The sequence below is a fragment of the Nonomuraea sp. NPDC049625 genome, assembly GCF_040675285.1.
Classification (GTDB): domain Bacteria; phylum Actinomycetota; class Actinomycetes; order Streptosporangiales; family Streptosporangiaceae; genus Nonomuraea; species Nonomuraea angiospora_A.
Window position 1 is genome coordinate 518296 of sequence record NZ_JBFAOQ010000008.1, and the last position, 19016, is coordinate 537311.

The following is a 19016-nucleotide window of genomic DNA, read 5'->3' on the forward strand; positions in this document are numbered from 1 at the left end:
GCGCCAGGAGGAACACGGTGTCCCTGCCTGATTTCCTGATCGCCGGTGTGCCCAAAGCAGGGACGACGGCCCTGCACAGCGCGCTGCAGCAGCACCCGGAGCTCTATCTGTCCACCGTCAAGGAGCCGAAGTTCTTCCTGACCGACGGCCCGCCGCCCGCCAGAGGCGGTCCCGGCGACGCCGCCACCTATCAGGAGCACGTCTGGCGGCGCGCGGACTACGAGGCGCTGTTCGCCGAGGCGCCCCCGGGCGCCCTCACCGGCGAGTCCACGCCCTTCTATCTCTACGACCTGGCCGCCCAGCGGCGCATCCGCGCCGCCGTCCCCGGCGTCCGGCTCATCGTGACGCTGCGCGACCCGGTCGAGCGGGCCCACTCCAACTGGACGCATCTGTGGTCGGCCGGGCTGGAGCCGATCGGCGACCTGGTACGCGCGTGCGAGGCCGAACAGCGGCGGATCGCCGACGGCTGGGGGCACTTCTGGCACTATGTCGGGCTCGGCCGGTACGGCGAACAGCTGGAGCACCTGTTCGGCCTCTTCCCCCGCGACCAGGTGCTGATCTTCCGTTACCGGGACCTCGTCGACCGGCCTGCCGCCACGCTGGATCGGATCTGCGCCTTCCTCGGCGTACGCGAAGGGCTGCTCACCGAGGTTCCCCGCGAGAACGTGACGGCCCACCCCGTCGCGGGCGCCCGCCATCTCATGCTGTCCACGCTGCGCCGGCGCCTGCCCGCCGCCCTGACCGAGCCGGTCGAGGCCCTGCTCCAGCGCCGCGGCCCGGCCCGGCGACCCCTGTCCTGGGAGCAGCGCCAGCAACTCATCCCCTACTTCGCCGACGACATCCACCTGCTCCAGCGCGTCACCGGCGAGGACTTCAGCGACTGGCTCCGCCCCCGCGAGCGCTCCGGCGGGCTGGTCGGCGCCCGGCCACCGGGCCAGCGGCAGTCACGTAACGGCCGCCGGTCCTGATCACCGCAGCTCGGTACGCAACTCGTGGGCGCCGTCCGGGCGGGTGAACTCGTAATACAGCCGGACCCCGCCACCCGGCAGGTCCACGAGCTCCAGATAACGCAGGCCCCGGCCGCGATACGGCGACTCCGCCGCAGGCGCCTCGCCCAGCGCGACCAAGGCGCCCGGGTCCGTACCGACGGCGATGCCGGTGCGCTCCTCGTAGTTCTCCGCCGCACTCGCCCGCCCGTCGTAGAACGCCACCACGCGGTCGCCGTCGAAGCGCACCGCGCTGATCCGGACGCCGCGAGCGTCCCACAGCCCGGGCCGGCCGCTCAGCGCCGTGCCGTGCCAGGTCCACTCCAGGCCGTCGGCGCTGGTGGCGTAGTCGGTGACCATCTGGTCGGCCTCGTCGGGGTCGGCGAGCGGGTGGCAGGAGGCCCACAGGTGCCAGACGCCGTCGCGCCGGACGATCACCGTGTCCTTCACCCCGGTCTTCGGATCGCCCGGCAGGACGGTGACCCGCGAGCGCGCATCGAACGCCGCCGGGTCGGCCGCCTCCAGCACCTCCACCCGCCAGTGCTTGGTGCCGGTGGTGGCGCAACTCAGATACAGCCGCCAGCGCCCGTCCGGCAGGCGGACCAGCGCGGGCCGCTCCAGGGACTCGGCGTCCATCTGCTCGCGGGTGACGGTGGTCAGCGTCTCGAAGCGCTCACCGTCCGCCGACCGCGCGACCACGACGGCGTACCCGCGCCCCTGCCCGACCGGGCGGCGCAGCCGGTAGGCAAGGTAGATCAGCCCGTCCGCGGCCACCGCGCTGGGCGCGCCCGCCCAGTGCCCCTCCCCCGCGACCGGCGGCTCGACAGCGACCACGGCGCGATCGGGGTCGGGGAGCAGGGCGGCCTTCTCGTCGATCGACATGTCCGCGACACTAGGCGACGGCTCGGGGCTGGGCACGGACGATGACCTTCCTTTGCACGTTTCCTCTGTGGCCGTCGTCACGCCTCGGCGGCATCGGTGAACGCCGACCGACGCCACCAGGGCCGCCGCGGCGCGGAGGGCTGCTCCTCCTGCTCGAGCTCGGCCTCGTCGTCCGGGAGGTCGTACCAGTGCATATCCCCCGGGAGGTCCGTGCGGACGGCCACGTCGCGGTCCTCGTTCATGCCGGTAATGTACGATCACACGTTGCGGATAGTCAACTTTCCCTACTCGCTTTACAGGAATCCATGCAGATCCTTGACGAAGGCGAGCGGGCCCTGCGCGGGGCGGTCGGCTTGGCGATCTGCTTGATCGGGCTGTTGCCGGGGACCTGCCAGCCGAGCTGGTCGACCCGGTACGTCGCGAAGTCGTAGGTGTCCTTGCGCTCCTCGGTGACCGTGACGTTGTTGAAGACCACCTCGTCCTTGCCGGACTTGGCGGCGAGGAAGAGGTTCTCCCACGAGCTGATCCGCGGGGAGATCTCCAGGCCCAGCACGTCGGCCACGAGCTGGGCGAGGTCGGTCTCCACGCCGATCAGGGTGGTGTCGTCGTCGGCGCGGAACACCAGCGGCGCCGCGCCCTGGCCGCTGAAGCCCACCGCGAGCTTGCCGTCGGCGGCGATGTCCTTGGGCACCTGGGCCGCGATCGCGTTCACCTTGTCGGCCCGTACCCGGTTCTGGTCCGGGCTGAGGTTGATCTTCTTGCCCGCCACCACGGGAGCCGTGGCGGCCGACGGCGCGGTGACGGCGGGCTCGGCACCGCAGGCCGCGGTCAGCAGGAGGAGCGCGGGCACGGCGAGGGCCCGCGCGAGCGAAGCGCGCATGTCATGGTGTCCTTCGGGATCAGAGAACCTTGCTGAGGAAGGTGCGGGTACGTTCGTGGGCCGGGGTGTCCAGGAGCTGTGCGGGCGGTCCGAGCTCGACGATGCGGCCGGCGTCCATGAAGGCCACGATGTCGGCCACCTCCCGGGCGAACCCGATCTCGTGAGTGACCACGATCATCGTGGTGCCGCCGCGGGCGAGGTCCTTGATGACGTCCAGCACCTCGCCCACCAGCTCGGGGTCCAGCGCCGAGGTCGGCTCGTCGAACAGCAGCAGCTTGGGCTCCAGAGCGAGCGCCCTGGCGATGGCGACCCGCTGCTGCTGCCCGCCCGACAGCGTGCGCGGGTAGGCGTCGGCCTTGTCCGCCAACCCCACCCGGGCCAGCAGCCGCTCGGCCAGCGGCGCCACCTCGGCCCGCGGCCGGCCCTGGGCCGACAGCGGCGCCTCCATGAGGTTCTGCCTGACGGTGAGGTGCGGGAACAGGTTGAACGACTGGAAGACGAACCCGATCTGGGTGCGCTGCCGCAGCACCTCGCGTTCCGGCAGCTCGTACAGGCGGTCGCCGGCCTGCCGGTAGCCGAGCAACTGGCCATCGACGCGGACCGAGCCGCGGTCCACCTTCTCCAGGTGGTTGATCGTCCGCAGGAGCGTGGACTTCCCCGACCCCGAGGGGCCCAGGATCACCAGCACCTGACCCTGGCGGACGTCCAGGTCCACTCCGCGCAGCACGTGCAGGGCGCCGAAGCTCTTGTGCACGCCGCGTAACCTCACCATGGCGCTCATCCGCGCCCCCTGCCGTAGTGCCGCTCCACGTAGTACTGCACGATCGACAGGGCGGTGGTCAGGATGAGGTACCAGATGGCCGCGACCAGCAGCAGCGCCATGACCCTGCCGTTGCGGTTGTAGATCACCTGCACCTGGTAGAACAGCTCCGGCAGCGCCATGATGTAGACGACCGAGGTGCCCTTGACCAGTCCGATGATCTCGTTGCCCGCGGTGGGCACAATGGTCCGCATGGCCTGCGGCAGGATGATCCTGAAGAGCCGCCGCGCCGGCGGCAACCCCAGGGCGGCCGCCGCCTCCCGCTGCCCGTGGTCCACCGACAGCAGGCCGCTGCGGACGATCTCGGCGGCGTACGCGGCCTGGTGCAGCGCCAGCCCGAGCGCCGCCGCGGTCAGCGGCCCGATCAGGTCCATCGTGCCGAAGTCGAAGAACGCCGGCCCGAACGGCACGCCCACCGACAGCCTGGGGTAGAGCAGCGCGAGGTTGTACCAGAACAGCAGTTGCAGGATGAGCGGCACCGACCGGAACAGCCACACGTATGCCCAGGCCACCGACGACAGCAGCCGGTTGGGCGAGAGCCGCATGAGCGCCAGCAGCGTGCCCAGCACGAACCCGAGCACGATGCCCAGCGCGGTCAGCTCCAGCGTGAGCAGCACCGAGCGCACCACCGACGGCGCGAACAGGTACTGCCCGACGATGGGCCACTCCCACGCGGGGTTGGTGATCAGGGCGCTGGCGACCATGGCTAGCAGGACGAGTACGCCTGCCGCGGCCAGCCACCGCAGCGGGTGCCGGGCCGTGACCACCTCCAGGGGCCGCTCCGCGTCCTGGCGCGAGACTTCCTGCACCTCCGGCAGCGTCACGAGCCGCCTCCACTTCTGATCACGAAATCACTCCTCTGGAGAGGGGGGTCGATGGATGAGATCTCGTGATCAGCGACACTGCGCGCTGGCGACGTGGCCGTGGTCCACGTGCGGGCGCCGGGTCAGGTTCGCGGCCTGGCTCATGCCCACGAAGCTACGAGCCGGATCACCTAAAGTCAACATTTCCTACTGGGTATACATAGTTATCCACCGCCCCACACTGCGGACGAGGCCGTGCTGGAAGCCCCCATCGTCGCGTCCACCCATCCCCCACCGGCGCGCTGAGGCCGGCGAGCCGCGACGCCACCCACGGATACGGTCGCAACAGCCAACCGGCTCGTCGAGATGCCCTGCGGCGTTGGCCGTTCGGACATCTTGACATTTCAGCCGTCTGATGTTTCTGCATAATACAAATGGACGTAAGTTACGCGCTTCGGACTCGAGTTATTTGATCTTATGATTTCCGTGTACTTTCGCTCTATCTTAGGTACGCGAACGTGACCCGCCAGGAGGGACGTCATGGACGTACGCGTATCGATCGAAGATGAAGAAGATTCACGCCACCTGGAGTCGTTGCGCCACTGGATCGGAGGCACGGCCGAGCTGAAAGGCCGTGTCAATGACGTTACGGCCCCGCCGCCTCCCGGCACTTTGGGGCCGTTTCTGGAAAGCATTGTCGTTGCTCTTGGTTCTGGTGCGGCGGGCACCGCATTCGCTTCTGCTCTGCTGTCCTGGGTACGGCAACAAAGCGGCGCGGTCAAGGTTCGAGTAGACCTGCCCGACGGGCATCAAATCCATGTCGACGCGACTCAGGTCAAAGCACTTTCACCCGCGGAATTGCGGGAGCAAGTGAAGTCGGTCCTGCGTGAACTCCGCGAAGCGGAGGAGAAACACGATCAGGGGCGGACGACGGATGAGTGACCTGTCGGGTGAGGGTGTGCGTGTCCTGTTGATCGGCACCGCCGACCACAGCGACTCTCAGCTGCCGGCGGTGCCCGCCGTCGAACGGACCATCACCGCACTATGGGACCGCCTGGTGAACAGGTGTGGTGTGCCGGACGAGCATATTCGCCTGCTGCTGAACCCGCCCGATGCCTTGGCCATCGGATCCGCAGTGACCGAAGAGGCAAAAAAGGCCAAGACCATACTGCTGGTCTACTACATCGGCCACGGGCTCTGGAGCTCGGAAGGACAGCTCTATCTGGCAGCGTCTTCCACCAGCACGCTCACGCCTGGCCTCGCGGAACTCCAGGCCTACTCGACGTCGATGTTGCGGCAGGCCATCGCCGGCTCGCCGACCGCCTCGACCGTGGTCGTCCTGGACTGCTGCTTCTCCGGACGCACGGACCTGGGGTCCTGGGCACCAGAATCAGTTTTTCAGCCGTCCCCGACCCATGGGTTGTATCTCCTCGGTTCCGCCGAACAACTCGCGCTGGCACCGGAAGACCAGGAATACACCACATTCACCGGTGACCTGATCTCGCTGCTGGACAACGGCGATCCCCTCGCCGGCAATTTCCTGACCCTTGACGACGCCTACCATTTCATCCTCCGCAGAATGTGGGAGAGAAGCGGCCCGCTGCCTCACCGGCAGGAAGGAGGACGAAGCGGCCATATCATCCTGTCGTCAAATCGATCCGCTTCACCAGAGATCTCTCCCATGCAGAAGGAGGCCCAGTTACCGGGGCGCAGCCCTTATCTGAGCCTCCAGCCGTTCGGCGAGGAGGACGCGAAGATCTTCCACGGACGCGACGAGCTGACTTCCGCGATTCTCCAGAAGATCGCCGATCGGCTGAGCACTGCCGGGGTCATGCTGTTGGTCGGCGCGTCAGGCAGTGGAAAGAGTTCGCTGCTGCAGGCCGGCCTGCTCGCGAGAATGCGTCGTGGAGATCTCAACATATCCGGCACCAGCGGCTGGCCCTGCGTCAGCATGACCCCGGGATCGTCTCCCGTTCAAGCGCTGGCCGCGCGACTGGCCCCTGATGACCCGGCAGCCTTCAATCGGGTGTTCTCCGACCCCGACCACTCCTGCCGCCTGGCCACAGACCTGCTCGCCGACCGCCCGGGCGTGCGCCTGATCCTCCTGGTCGACCAACTGGAAGAGATATTCACTCTGTGCGAGGACGAAGGACTGCGTAGCAGGTTCATTCGCTGCCTGCACGCCATGACCCTTCCTGATCCCCGGACCGGTCGGCCTCCGGCAGTCGTCATCGGCGCACTCCGCGCGGATTTCTACAGCCAGGCGACCCGGCATCCGGAACTGTCCGCTGCCCTTCAGGACAGGCAATTCGTGATCGAGCCGATGAAGCCGCCAGAGCTACGTGCGGCCATCGAGCAACCTGCGACGATGCTGGGCCTGGAACTGGATGAAGGGCTGGCGGATCTGGTCCTGCACGAACTAGGCGCCTTTCGCCCACAAGGTCCTGAACCCGGATCTCTGCCGCTGCTCTCACACTCGCTCTGGGAGACGTGGAAACGTCGGGAGGGCAGACGGCTGACAGTGCGAGGCTACCGGGAGAGCGGAGGCATAGAGCGGGCGATCGAGCGATCAGCTGATGACACCTACCAGGCGCTCACCCCTTCGGCGCAGCTGGCCACGCAGAGCATCATGCTCAGGCTCATCAAAATCAGTGGCGATGTCTCGAACATCGACACCGAGCCGATCGTCACAGCGCGACCGGTGAACCAGGGCGACCTTCTACGAGGCCTGGATCCCGAGGCGGCCTTGCAGTCCGTGAAGGCGCTGGACGCGGCCCGATTGATCACTACCGATCGAGAGATCGTCCGTATCAGCCACGAGAGGCTGCTGCAGGCCTGGCCGCTCCTTCAGGACCTGGTGAAGGAGAATCGAGAATGGCTGATCCTGCGCGACGAGCTCGCCGCGGACGCGAAAGCGTGGATGGTCGACCGTGATCCCTCTCTGCTCTACCGGGGCGGCCGGCTCGACGCGGTCAGGGAACGGGTGGCCAAGGCGATCGACCACCACCAGCTCGAATCGAACTCGGAGCAGTTCTTCGAGGCGTCCGTCGCCTACGAACGGCAACGCGGCAGAATCAGGCGCGGTGCGATAGCGGCGCTGGTCGTACTCACTCTCATCGCTTCGACGGGCGCGTTCGTGGCATGGTCGCAGAGCAGGGCGGCACAGCGCCAGGCACAGGTGGCGACCGCCCGAAGCATGGTCGCCGGTGCGGAGGCGGTCCGGGAGTCCGACCCACGCCTGGCGCTGCAACTGGGGGTCGCCGCGTACCGGCTGGACCCCAATCGAGCCACGAATGCAAGCCTGTTGCAGACTTTGACGACCTCGCGCTACGAAGGCACCATTCTCGACTTCAAGGGTCGTGTGGAATCTGTGGCGATGTCACCCAAGGGCGCCGTCATGGCCAGCGGTGACGACAATGCCACGCTCAAACTCTGGGATGTTTCCGAGCCACACCGTCCGCAATTGATCGGCCCGCCTCTCACCACGTTCAAGGACGTGGTATCCGCACTGGCCTGGCGGCCCGATGGCAAGATGCTGGTCGTCGGAGACCGGGATTCCGTGTCGTTCTGGGACATGTCAACCCGGGACAGGCCAAGGAAGCTGGGCCAGATCCCTGGGCTCGGCAGCAATGTGACCGACATCGTCTGGGCGGCCGACGGGCAGAAACTCGTGGTCGGCAATCCTGCCAATGCCGCACTCCTGCAGGTTCGGCCCGACGGGGATCTGAAGGTCGCCGCCAACTTCAGATCTCGAGCAGGGAGTCATGACAACCCGCCTCTGGCAATGTCGGCGGATGGCCGCCTGCTGGCGGTCGCGGACGGCAGCTCACAGAAAATGCAATTGTGGGACGTGGCCGACCCACAAGCCGCCCATCGACTCGGGAAACCCATTCCGGCCCCGTCCTCACTTATCAGCGATCTAGCCTTCTCTCCCGATGGCGACGTCTTGGTGATGGCGACCGAGGACGTCGGCCTGACCATCTGGAATCTGACGGATCCAGCGTCACCGCGAAAGGTCAGCGACACGACGTCGGCCACCAACCAGACCGACAAGATCACATCCATGACCTTCACGCCGGACGGCACACGCCTGATTTGCAGCAGCCAGGACGGCACGGTTCAAATATTGAAGTTTCCGGTCGGCGTCAAGCTTTCCGAGCAAAGATTCTTGGCCCCCGATCGAACCGACATTCCACTTACCGGCCACCGTGGGCCGGTTCTCGGAATATCGCTGTCCAAGGACGGATCGCTGCTGGCCACCGCCGGACAGGACGGTTCGGTGATGCTGTGGGACATGTCGGACGCCAGGATTCGCCCTCATCTCCTGGGTGTTCCCTTGCCCGGGCAGCAGAAATTGCCGGGAAGCGCTCTGGGACCGACCTCGGCGACGCTGTCCGCTGGAGGCGACATCCTGGCCGACGGCGCGGAGAACGGTCAGGCCATGCTGTGGGATGTCGGCGACCCGGGCAAGCCGGTGGCTTTGCCGACGATCAGGTTCTGGACGCCACCGGACAAGAACTCCGAAGGCGGTCCGTACGCTTCGGCTCTCTCGGCGGACGGACGCTTCCTTGCCACGCCGAGCGGCCCAGGCGACTTCGGTGTCAAGATTTGGAAAGCCTCCGGGCGGAGCGGCTTCGTACCACTGCCCACCGCGGTTTCCGGGCACACGGGCACTGTCGTGTCCCTCGCCTGGAGCGCTGACGGGGCCATGCTTGCCAGCGCGGACGTGCGTGGCGCGGTGCGTCTCACCGACATGCGGCGGGTGGAGACTCCTGCCGAGTTGGTGACGATCCACCATGGAGGCGAACTCAGGGATGTCCTGCTGGCTTCGAGCAAGCGGATTCTGGTCAGTGTGGGCGTGGATGACAGTGCCAAGATCTGGGACATCTCCAATCCTCGTTCGCCGCGGCAGGTCGGGACCGTTCCCACCGGCCTCATCGGCTCTTTCCGTTCGTCGGTCGGCCTCTCGGCTGATGGGCGATTCTTCGTCGTCGGACACACCACCGCTTCGTTCAGTCTGTGGGATATCAGCACGCCGGAAGCACCAAGGAAGATCGTCACCGGCCTGACCGGGAAGGTCGGACCCGTTTCCGCGGTGGCCTTTTCGAAGAATGCCGACCTGTTGGCCACGGGAAGTGTGGACGGCAGCATCATCCTGTGGGACATCTCCGATATCGGGCGTGTTCATCGGATAGGGCCGGCCATGGACACCAACGAGCTGCTGGTGGTTTCCCTGGTCTTCCTGCCCGGAGACGGGACTCTTGTCGCGCACACGAACTCCTCGTTCTCGTTGTGGGACGTCTCCATGGTCGGACGGGTGCGCGACAACGTTGCGCAGTTGGCGTGCGAGAGGTTGAACGGCGAAGGAATGACGCGCGCGCTCTGGTCTTCCTACGCTCCGGAACTGCCATATCCCGGCAGATGCTGAAGAGCGCGCTGTCATCTCGGGGACGGGGCAGTGCCGCCAGGGCCATGTTCCTCGACCTTGCCCCCGAGTTTCCTGCTCAGTTCCTGCATGAAGGACTTCGACTTGGCCGACAGCGCCCATCGATCGCCGACGAGGTAGAGGCCGCCGTACATCTCGGCGTAGTCAAGCCACTCACGCTGGCCTTCAACCGTGACGAAGTCAAGGAACACGTACGGAATCCCGTCGCTGGTGCATTCCCCTTGTCGGTAGTCCAGTGCCTTGAGGGTGATCTCGGCGGTGCAGCCGATGGCGGCCGCCAGTTGCTCCACGGTGTACGTGCGGGGTGCGTTCCCGCCGGAGGCGGCAGTGCTCCTGGCCGATTTCGGCCCATCGGCCGCCTCGGCCTGCACACCGCATCCGGTGAGCGTGAGCGCCGAGGCGATGGCCAGCGACAGGACGATGCCGCCGTGATCTCGCCTCCTGATGGCGCCGGTCAGACGCACAACAGCCGCTGGCGCGGCGCCTTGAGCGCGCCGCGGGCGGGAGAAGCCAGCCATGATGTTGCCCTTTCTCGCACCTGATGTGGTCTTGCTCCTGGCGATGAGGACGGCGTGGCCGGTCGCCCGGCCACGCCTTGCCCAATTCAGGGTCAGCGGCAGCGTCTGCCGCTGTTGATGCAGTCGACGACCCGCCCCATCTGCTGCTCATTCATCAGGTTGATGAAGTCGCTGTGGTCGGTGACCGGCTTGTGCAGTTCCTCGGGAAAGGTGTCGACGGCGAAATTGGGGCCCTGCGGCACGTTGTAGACGAGCCGGTGTTCCAGCGCGGGAATGGGCTGGAAGCCCTGCGGGCAACTCCCGTCGGCCTGCGGGAAGGTGGCATGGGTGCGGTGGTTGGCGCTGTCGACGTTCTGGCCGTCCCAGCAACTCTGGAAATCGAAGACCCGCACCAGCCTGCTACCTCGCGGGCAGAGCGGGTACTTGTCCGTCAATTGGCGGTTCTCGAAGCCGGTGCAGGTCCACCCGGCGTTGGCTTCGGCTCCACCGACCCGGGCGTTACCGGTGATGATGCGCAGGAACTGCGGAGCCGCCACCACCTTGCCGGTCGGGTTGCCCTTGAAGGTGATCTGCACCGAGACCGGGGTGAGGATTTTGCCGACGTTCAGGTCAAGCCCGCCGCCTCGCCGGTTGGCGTCGAATTCCTCCTGCCCCAGTGCCCTCAGCACGGGCCAGTAGTGCGTGGACTTGTCGCCGTTGCGGCAGGTGGTACTGGCCGCCAGCAGGCTCTCATTGGTGGACTGGTTGTTGGTGGACTCGTTTCCCACGTAGTCGTGCGTGTGCTGCGCGCCGTTGGACACGCCGGGGGCCACGATGACGTTGTCAGAGTTGAAGATGCGCTTCTCGTTGCGTCCGCAGTCCACGCTGAAGGTCCCATTGGAGCCGTCCTGCTGGGTGCGGGGCGTTCTCACATTCGGTTGTACAGAACGGATGTCAACGAAGTCCTCCGGAACGGGTCCCCTGGCCTGGCCTCCGCCGTTCCCATTGTTTCCGTTGTTCTCGCCGTCTCCGCCATCTCCGTTGTTTTCGCCGCCTCCGTTGTTCCCGTTGTTTCCGCCGTTCCCGTTGCCCGGATTGCCGTTCCGAAGCTCACATGCCGCCAGGGTTCGGAGGCTGGCCGGCGCTTGGGCGCCGGCGCGCTGGAAGGCGATCTGGATCCGTTGAAGGGTCGCCGCCCGCTTGTCCCGCAGCGGTCCGAGGATCGCATTCTGGACGAAGTTCGGGCCGCCCTGCCCCGCCGAGCTTGCCAGCCGCCGATTCGCCTCAGCGATCTGGTTCTCCAACTGCTGCAGATTCCGCTCAACTTCCGCTTGAGCGCGAGCGGGGACTTGGCCCAGCCTGTCCGCCACATCAGGACAGGAGATTTGACCAGCGGCACCACCATTGTTCTGGCCACCGATGCCCTGGTCGCCGTTGTTCTGGTCGCCGTTGCCCTGGTCGCCGTTGTCCTGGCCACCGTTGTTCTGGTCACCATCGCTCTGATCGCCGTTGCCCTGATCGCCGTTGTTGTTTCCAGCCTCATCGTCCTGCACAGTGCAGCCGGACAAGCCCTGGAGGCCGGTCGGTGCTTGGGCGCCGGCGCGCTGGAAGGCGATCTGGATCCGTTGAAGGGCCGCCGTCCGCTTGTCACGCAACGGTCCGAGAATCGCATTCTGAACGAAATTCGGGCCGCCCTGCCCCGCCGAGCTTGCCAGCCGCCGATTCGCCTCAGCGATCTGACTCTCCAACTGCTGCAGATTCCGCTCAACCTCCGCCTGAGCGCGAGCGGGGACTTGGCCCAGCCTGTCCGCAACGGGAGGGCAGGAGATGGCCGGCGCGAAAGCCGTTCCGGATGCCCCGCTTGCCGCCGCATTTGCAGCGCCGGCCGTGAGACCGCTGCTCATGACAGCCAGGGCCGTGAGCATACCCGCCGTCCTTCGGCGGACGCGGGAACCATGTCGATGTCTCATAAATCCCTCTCTCCGTCTGTGGATGCGGCCCGGCCTTGAGAGTCATCAGGCGGCATCCACAGAGGGGGTCGCGGCCGTCGTCAGAACGAGATACGCGCACCCGACGCTTCAAGTTCGACATCACGTAGAAGTTGGTCAGACGTGTATGGCCGCGCTTACGCGCCAGCCCGCATTGGGTGGCAGGGCGATCGGCTCGTGATCACGCCGCTGTCCGGGGCCGCCTGCGAAGTCGTTCGGACGCACTGATGATCGACGTCGAGGTGGGAACCGTTCGTGATCGCCGATCAAGCGGCGGGCGGTCTCCAGCAGCCGGGCTGCCGCTCATGTGCAGGGTCGCCTACGCCGCCACCGTCCGTGACGATGATCAGGAGAAGCGCCGCGCATCCGACCGCCGCTACCTGGGCGTGATGCTGCCGGGCGGACCTGCCGGCTTTCGCGAGCACGCGCATGCACTCGCCCCGGAGCGGGTCATGCGGAGGGTTCCAGATGCTCGCCGAGGAACTGCAGCGTCGACTCGTGCAGCCGGGTGCGGTGGGGAACGGTGCTCCATCCGTGGTCGGCTCCGGGGACGACTTCCAGTTCGGCGTTGCCGCCGTAGTGGTCGAGATAGCGGCGGGCGTAGGCGACAGGGGCGATGTCGTCCTTGCCACCATGGATGATGCGCACCGGCCCGGCATAACCGCAGGACCGGCCATAGACGTCGAGCCCGGCGATGTCCTCGACGAGGGCGGGGCTCATGCGGTGGCTGTCGGCGTCGAAATAGCCCTTCTCCCTGATCTCGGCGGCGATGTCGCGGCCTTTGAGGTGGCCCGAGCCCACTTCGAAGGGGGCGACCGCGGCCGGCGACCACAGGCACGCGGCCCGGATTCCGGGTTCCTCGGCGGCGACGATGCCCGCGACCACGCCGCCCATGCTCATCCCGACCAGGGCCACACGCTCGGGGTCGGCGAAGTCGAAGGTACGGACGGCCCGCACGACCGACCTGGTTTCGGCTATTTCGTTGGTGATGGTGACGTCGAAGAAATCTCCGTCGCTTTCCCCGTGCCCGGACAGGTCGAACCGGACCGACGCGATACCGACGCTCTCCAGCAGCCGCGCCATGAGGACGAAGGAACGATTCTCCATACGGTTGTTGGAGAACCCGTGGACGAACACCACCGTGGGCCTGCGGGCGGTGGCCTGGCCCTCGGGAATGTGCACGCTGGAGCGCAGGGTCAGCCCTCGGTGCTGGAACTCGTGGTGGTGGATCATCAGGCGGCCTTTCCGGGCACGCACTGCCCCCAGGTCATGTCAGCCCTTGATGGCGCCGGCGGTCATGCCGGCGACGATCTTGCGGTTGAAGAAGATGAAGAGCAGCAGCGGTGGGATCGTGATCAGGACGATGTCCATGAACAGCAGGTTCCACTGGGTGTTGTACTGGCTCTGGAAGTTGTAGAGGGTCACCTGCACGGTGGCGTTGTCGTCGCCGGGGGTGAAGTAGAGCGGGTTGACGAAGTCGTTGAAGATGGCCACCGAGCTGGTCAGGATCACCGTGATGGTGACCGGCTTGAGCAGGGGGAAGATCACCCGGAAGAAGAGCGCGAGCCCGCTGCAACCGTCGATCATGGCAGCCTCGTCCAGCTCGCGCGGGATGGCCGCGATGAACGCCCGGAAGAGCAGCACCGCGTACGACAGCCCGAAGGCCACCTCCACCAGGATCAGCCCGGGCAGGGTCTTGAACAGTCCCAATCCCTGCAGCAGCCAGATGGTGGGCACGATCGCCGGTGGGATGATCAGCCCGGTCAGCACCAGGAAGTCGGCCACCCTGCCGACCTTCCCCACCCGGCGTTGCAACACGAACCCGGCCATCGCGGCGAACACCACGATCAGCGCGACCGAGGTGACGGTGAGGATCGTGGAGTTCAGGTACGCGCGCAGCAGCACGTAGTCGCGGGCCTCGATCACGTCCACGAAGTTCTGCACGATCGGCCAGTTGGCCGGCCAGGCGAAGTCCAGGTCGGTGGCCTGCGTCTGGTCCTTGACCGCGGTCAGCAGCATGAGCGCGAACGGGATCAGGAAGATCACCCCGGCCAGCACCAGCGCGATCGCCTCGGCACCGAGCCTTCTCAGCGCGGTCATGCGGGCACCTGCCTTTTGCCGAGGAAGTAGTTGAGCGGGACGACGATGGCGGTGACCACGACGAACAGCAGCACGTTGCCGGCGGTGGACAGGCCGAAGAAGCCGGCCTGGTACTGCTTGTAGATGATCGAGGCGATGGTGTCGCTGGTGAAGCCGGGCCCGCCGCGCGTCATCGTCCAGATCAGGTCGAAGGAGCGCAGGCCGCCGATGAACGACAGGATGATCACCGAGTACGTGGCCGGCCAGGACAGGGGCAGGGTGACGTGGCGGAAGCGGTGCCAGGCCCCGCCGCCGTCCACGGCCACGGCCTGGTAGTAGTCGCGGGGGATGGACAGGATGCCGGCGATGTAGATGACGGTGGCGATGCCGACGCCCTTCCACACATCCACCAGAGCGACCGACAGCAGGGCCGTGCCGGCGTCGCCGAGCCAGTCGGGGCCGTCGATGCCGACCACGGCCAGGGCCTTGTTGACCAGGCCGGTGTCGGGCCGGAGCAGGGCGCTGAAGGTAATGCCGACCGCGACCGTGGAGACCAGGACGGGGAAGAACACCACCGAGCGCAGGAATCCGCGCAGCCGCAACTTGCTGGTGAGCAGCACGCCGAGCAGCAGGCCGAGGACCACCTTGAGGCCGCTGGTGACGACGGCGTAGAACAGCGTGTTGGTGAAGCCGATGCGCAGGTTCTGCTCGGACAGGAAGTCGCGGAAGTTGTCCAGGCCCACGAAGGTGCTGTCGAACAGGGTCCAGCGGGTCAGCGCGAAGTAGAAGGCCATCACCGTCGGCACCAGGAAGATCACCAGGTAGACGACGGCGGCCGGCAGGTAGAGCGCGTACGGGTAGGCCGACTTGCGCCTGGCCGGGCCGGCGGGCGGCCGCGCGAGTGCCGGGCCGGGCCCCGAGCGGGGCCCGGCGTCCTGCCTGGTCACCACCCCGCGAGCCCCAACTGCTTGGCCTGCTTCTCGACATCCTTGTCGTACTGGGCCGCCCCCTCGGCGGCCGGCGTCAGCCCCGAGCCGACGGCGACGGTGATCTGCTCCAGCGACGGGCCCTTCACCGGGGACAGGAACTCCAGGGCCGGCGAGGTGGAACCCTTGTCGATGTACGCCTGCACGTCCTTGGCGACCTGGATGGCGTTGTCGGGCAGCTTGGCGCCCTTCACCCGGTACGGCCCCGTCGGCTGCACCACCTTGCTGATGGCCTCAGCGGCGGCAGGCGAAGCGACGAACGCCGCGAACTTCTTGGCCGCCTCCAGGTTCTTGGTGCTCTTGGGGATGTAGATGGCCGGTGGCTCCCACACGGTGGCGCCGTTCTTGGCGGCGTCGGTGCCGGGGACGCCGAAGAAGCCGATGTCCGTTGCGGCCTGCGGGCTCGTGGCCAGCACCGGCGGCAGGATAGCGGTGAGCATCGGATAGTGCGCGCCTTCGCCTTCGGCGAGCATCTTCAGCCCCTGGTCCAGGGTGGCCGAGCCGAAGCCCTTGTTGAGGTAGCCCTTGACGTCGGCCAGGTGCTGGAAGCTCGCCAGCGCCGCCGGCGTGGTGGCGAACTTGGCCTTGCCCGCGGTGTAGTCGGCGGCGAAGCTCGGGACCGCGGCCTGGACGTTGTAGAAGTCGGCCAGGACGAACAGCTGCGAGGTCCAGGTGTCCTTGAACGTCGAGATCACCGGCGTGATCCCGGCCGCCTTGATCCTCTCGTTGTTGGCCATGAACTCCGCCCAGGTCGTGGGCACCTTCAGGCCGAGCTTGTCGTAGACCTTGCGGTTGTAGAGGATGCCGCCGCCGGACGCTGCGGTGGCCGGCACGCCGTACACGTGGTCCCCTTGGGTCACCACCCGCAGGTAGTCCGGCTGGACGTTCGCCACCACCGGGTCCCCGGTGAGATCGACCAGGCTCTGGGCCGGGTTGAGCGCCTGGAGCAGCGACCCGGAGTTGTACCAGAACACGTCCGTCATCTCGCCGGTCGACAGGCGCGTCTTGACGATGTTGTCGCCCTCGCTGCCGCCCGGCTGGTTCTCGATCTTGACCTTGATCTTGGGGTTGGCCTGCATGAAGGCATCGGCCAGCGCCTTGGACGTGTCCACGGTCGACTGGTCGCTGCCTGTCATGAAGGAGAGGGTGACGGTGCCGTCGGCGGCGGGCTCCGAGCCGGAACCGCAGGAGGTCAGAGCCGCCAGCGCCAGGACGGCCGTAGCCGTCGCGAGCGTGCGGTGGGAGGTCTTCACACACCCCTCCAGGGTTATTGAATCGTTTTAAGCGACTCCCCGATGCGGTTAACGTAGGCGTTACGTGAAGGAAGTGTCAAGAATGTTTTGGGTAACGGTACCCAGCTTTTTCCCAGGTTGAGTCGCTGTAATCGGGTCTAAATCGGTAACGGTTTCTACGGCGGGCAGCGCGAGACCCTACTTGGGCAGATGGAAGCTCAGCTGACGGACTCTCCCGGCGCGGCCGTGGAGCCGCGGACGACCAGGCTCGGGGTGACCGAGAAGCGAACGGGCGTCATGCGGCCTTCGATGCGTTCCAGCAGGAGCTTGCCCGCGGCCCGGCCCATCTCGGCGCCGTCCTGATCGACGCTGGTCAGCGCGATGTTGGGCAGAGCGGCCAGGTGGATGTTGTCGTAGCCGGCGACCGAGACGTCCGCCGGGACGGCCAGGCCGGCCTCGTGGACCGCGGCGAGCGCGCCGAGCGCCGCCTGGTCGGCTCCGGCGAAGATCGCCGTCGGCGGGGTCGAGCGGCTCAGCAGCTCGCGAGCCCCCTCGTAGCCGCCCTGCTCGTGGTAGAAGCTGGTCGCGATGGCGATCTCGTCGCCGAGCCCGTGCTCGCGCATCACGCGTTCGTAGGTCGCCGACCGGATGTTGTGCAGCAGGTCGGCCGGCCGCGCCTGGCTGTCGTCCTGGTGCGTGATGTGCGCGATGCGGCGGTGGCCCAGCTCGATGAGGTGCTTCACGACGAGTTCGGCGCCCGCTTCGTCGTCGTCGAACACCGAGTCGTAGTACGACGAGCGCTCGTGCCGGGCGAGCACCACGGTCGGCTTCTCCTTGGCCACTTCCTCCAGGCGCGCTTTCGAGGCGAGCGGGGCGACCATGATGATGCCGTCCACCTGGCGGTCCATGAGGGCGTCCACCGCCCGGATCTCGACCTTGCGGGTGGCGCCGCCCTGGATCATGAACGCCTGGTAGTCGGTGTTCTCCAGATATTCGGTGAGGCCGTCGAGGATGTCGGCGAAGAACGGGTTCCTGATGTGCGGCAGGACCAGCCCGATGGTGAAGGTGCGCCCGCGCATACCGCGGGCCACCGCCTGCGGCCGGTAGCCGAGCTCCTGGATGGCCGCCTTGACCCGGTCTTTCATGGCAGGGCTGACACCATAGGCGTTGCGGATCACCTTGGACACCGCTGTGACGGAGACCTGAGCGTGAGTCGCCACATCGGCGATGGTCACTCGTCGTCGACCAGGCGCGGCCATGGAACTCCCATTCCCGAGACGTGGTCCGATTCTACGAGCTCAGAGCGTTGCTCCAGGGACGTCGGCCGGGCCGGAGGCCGGACCGGGATCCGCCGTCACGTACGGTCCACGACTGGTGAGGCCTTCCCTCATCCCCCGGCGCCCTCGCGGTCGGCGGGTGGAGCGGTGCTCTCCCGGACCGTGAGGGTGGTGGCCAGCTCGACCCCGGCCTGCGGCGTCTCCTCCCCGCGCCCCAGGGCGAGCGCCAGCTCGGTGGCGGCCGCGGCCATCTCGGTGAGTGGTTGGCGAACGGTGGTCAGCGGAGGATCGACCAGGGCGGCGATGGGCAGATCGTCGAAGCCGACCACGCTCAGGTCCGCCGGGATCCGCAGCCCCATCGTCCGCGCGGCCTGGTAGACGCCGATCGCCTGCAGGTCGTTGCAGGCGAAGATCGCCGTAGGCCGCTCCGGGCGGTTCAGCAGCTCGAGCGCGGCGGCGCGGCCGTCCTCGGTGGTGAGCGGGGTGCGTACGACGAGGTCGGCCTCCACCGGGAGGCCGGCGGACTCCCGGGCGGAGCGGTAGCCGTCGAGCCTGGCCTGGCAGTAGAGGGTCCGGTCGGGGCCGCCGATCATCGCGATGCGGCGGTGTCCCAGCTCGATCAGGTGGCGGGTGGCCGACCGCCCGCCGGACCAGTTCGTCGCTCCGACGAAGGGGACGTCGTCCGGCAGCTCGGTGGCGGGGTCGAAGACCACGAACGGGATGCCTTTGGCGCGCAGCTGATTGCGCTGCTCAGCCGACAGCTGGGCCACCGTCACCACGCAGGCGGGGCGGCGGGCCAGGGTGTCCTCGCTCGGATAGTGGACCGCGTTGCGCTCCGGGCCGAACTCCGTCAGCACGACGGCCACGCGGTGCTCGCGGGCCACCCGCTCCACCCCGCGGATGATCTCGGTGCCCCACATGTGCTCGAGCTCGTCGAAGACGAGCTCCATCATGTTGCTGCGGTTGGTCCTGCGGTATCCGTACTCGCTGATCAGCGCCTCGACGCGGGCACGCGTGTCGGCGGACACGCCGGAACGGCCGTTGATGACCTTGGAGACCGTGGGGATCGACACTCCGGCGGTCTCCGCGATGTAGGAGATCGTCACGGGTCTCGACGAATCGCCTCGCGAGCCTTCCCGG

Annotated in this window: 16 protein-coding genes; 3 read left to right on the forward strand and 13 right to left on the reverse strand. The window is 67.1% G+C overall.

The window, feature by feature from the left end:
* Nucleotides 1-17 precede the first annotated feature (17 nt).
* Nucleotides 18-968 (forward strand): sulfotransferase, encoded by a 951-nt coding sequence (locus AB0J87_RS34315; protein ID WP_363971907.1) that lies wholly within the window; start codon nt 18-20, stop codon nt 966-968.
* Here the strand turns inward: AB0J87_RS34315 and AB0J87_RS34320 are convergent, their stop codons facing one another.
* The 5 genes from AB0J87_RS34320 to AB0J87_RS34340 form a co-directional block, all read right to left on the reverse strand.
* The gene (locus AB0J87_RS34320; RefSeq protein ID WP_363971909.1) at nt 969-1868 is read right to left on the reverse strand and encodes a hypothetical protein; all 900 of its coding nucleotides are present in this window, start codon (nt 1866-1868) and stop codon (nt 969-971) included.
* Nucleotides 1869-1945: 77 nt separating this feature from the next.
* Complete coding sequence (locus AB0J87_RS34325) at nt 1946-2110, reverse strand: hypothetical protein (RefSeq protein WP_350734028.1); 165 nt, start codon at nt 2108-2110, stop codon at nt 1946-1948.
* Nucleotides 2111-2142: 32 nt separating this feature from the next.
* Nucleotides 2143-2748: a transporter substrate-binding domain-containing protein gene (locus AB0J87_RS34330; RefSeq protein ID WP_363971911.1), complete on the reverse strand. Its 606-nt coding sequence runs from the start codon at nt 2746-2748 to the stop codon at nt 2143-2145.
* Between the two features lie 19 nt (nt 2749-2767).
* Entirely contained in the window at nt 2768-3529 is a 762-nt protein-coding gene (locus tag AB0J87_RS34335) for an amino acid ABC transporter ATP-binding protein (RefSeq protein WP_363971913.1), read from the reverse strand.
* Nucleotides 3526-4392, reverse strand: a complete 867-nt coding sequence (locus tag AB0J87_RS34340) for an amino acid ABC transporter permease (RefSeq protein WP_363971915.1) — start codon at nt 4390-4392, stop codon at nt 3526-3528. The genes AB0J87_RS34335 and AB0J87_RS34340 overlap by 4 nt, the downstream gene beginning before the upstream one ends.
* Nucleotides 4393-4911: 519 nt before the next feature.
* On the opposite strand from AB0J87_RS34340, the gene AB0J87_RS34345 reads away from it, so the two are divergent.
* Both AB0J87_RS34345 and AB0J87_RS34350 read left to right on the forward strand, forming a co-directional pair.
* Nucleotides 4912-5313, forward strand: a complete 402-nt coding sequence (locus AB0J87_RS34345) for a hypothetical protein (RefSeq protein WP_363971917.1) — start codon at nt 4912-4914, stop codon at nt 5311-5313.
* Nucleotides 5306-9799 carry a hypothetical protein gene (locus tag AB0J87_RS34350; protein WP_363971919.1) on the forward strand — a complete coding sequence of 1498 codons (4494 nt, stop codon included), beginning with the start codon at nt 5306-5308 and terminating at the stop codon, nt 9797-9799. The genes AB0J87_RS34345 and AB0J87_RS34350 overlap by 8 nt, the downstream gene beginning before the upstream one ends.
* Nucleotides 9800-9810: 11 nt before the next feature.
* On the opposite strand, the gene AB0J87_RS34355 is transcribed toward AB0J87_RS34350, so the two are convergent.
* The 8 genes from AB0J87_RS34355 to AB0J87_RS34390 all read right to left on the reverse strand — a co-directional run bounded on the left by AB0J87_RS34355 (nt 9811) and on the right by AB0J87_RS34390 (nt 18982).
* Nucleotides 9811-10335: a hypothetical protein gene (locus tag AB0J87_RS34355; protein WP_363971921.1), complete on the reverse strand. Its 525-nt coding sequence runs from the start codon at nt 10333-10335 to the stop codon at nt 9811-9813.
* 92 nt (nt 10336-10427) lie between these two features.
* Nucleotides 10428-12239, reverse strand: a complete 1812-nt coding sequence (locus AB0J87_RS34360) for a DUF1996 domain-containing protein (protein ID WP_363971923.1) — start codon at nt 12237-12239, stop codon at nt 10428-10430.
* A gap of 513 nt (nt 12240-12752) precedes the next feature.
* Nucleotides 12753-13559, reverse strand: a complete 807-nt coding sequence (locus AB0J87_RS34365; protein WP_363971925.1) for an alpha/beta fold hydrolase — start codon at nt 13557-13559, stop codon at nt 12753-12755.
* Nucleotides 13560-13574: 15 nt separating this feature from the next.
* Nucleotides 13575-14402, reverse strand: a complete 828-nt coding sequence (locus AB0J87_RS34370) for a carbohydrate ABC transporter permease (protein ID WP_363971927.1) — start codon at nt 14400-14402, stop codon at nt 13575-13577.
* Complete coding sequence (locus AB0J87_RS34375; RefSeq protein ID WP_363971929.1) at nt 14399-15328, reverse strand: sugar ABC transporter permease; 930 nt, start codon at nt 15326-15328, stop codon at nt 14399-14401. Before AB0J87_RS34375 ends, AB0J87_RS34370 begins: the two co-directional genes overlap by 4 nt.
* Nucleotides 15325-16620, reverse strand: coding sequence for an extracellular solute-binding protein (locus tag AB0J87_RS34380; RefSeq protein WP_363971931.1), 1296 nt, complete (start codon nt 16618-16620; stop codon nt 15325-15327). The genes AB0J87_RS34375 and AB0J87_RS34380 overlap by 4 nt, the downstream gene beginning before the upstream one ends.
* Nucleotides 16621-16817: 197 nt before the next feature.
* A complete protein-coding gene (locus tag AB0J87_RS34385) occupies nt 16818-17819 on the reverse strand; it encodes a LacI family DNA-binding transcriptional regulator (protein ID WP_363971933.1) in 1002 nt (333 codons plus the stop codon).
* Between the two features lie 167 nt (nt 17820-17986).
* Complete coding sequence (locus tag AB0J87_RS34390) at nt 17987-18982, reverse strand: LacI family DNA-binding transcriptional regulator (protein ID WP_363971935.1); 996 nt, start codon at nt 18980-18982, stop codon at nt 17987-17989.
* Nucleotides 18983-19016 lie beyond the last annotated feature (34 nt).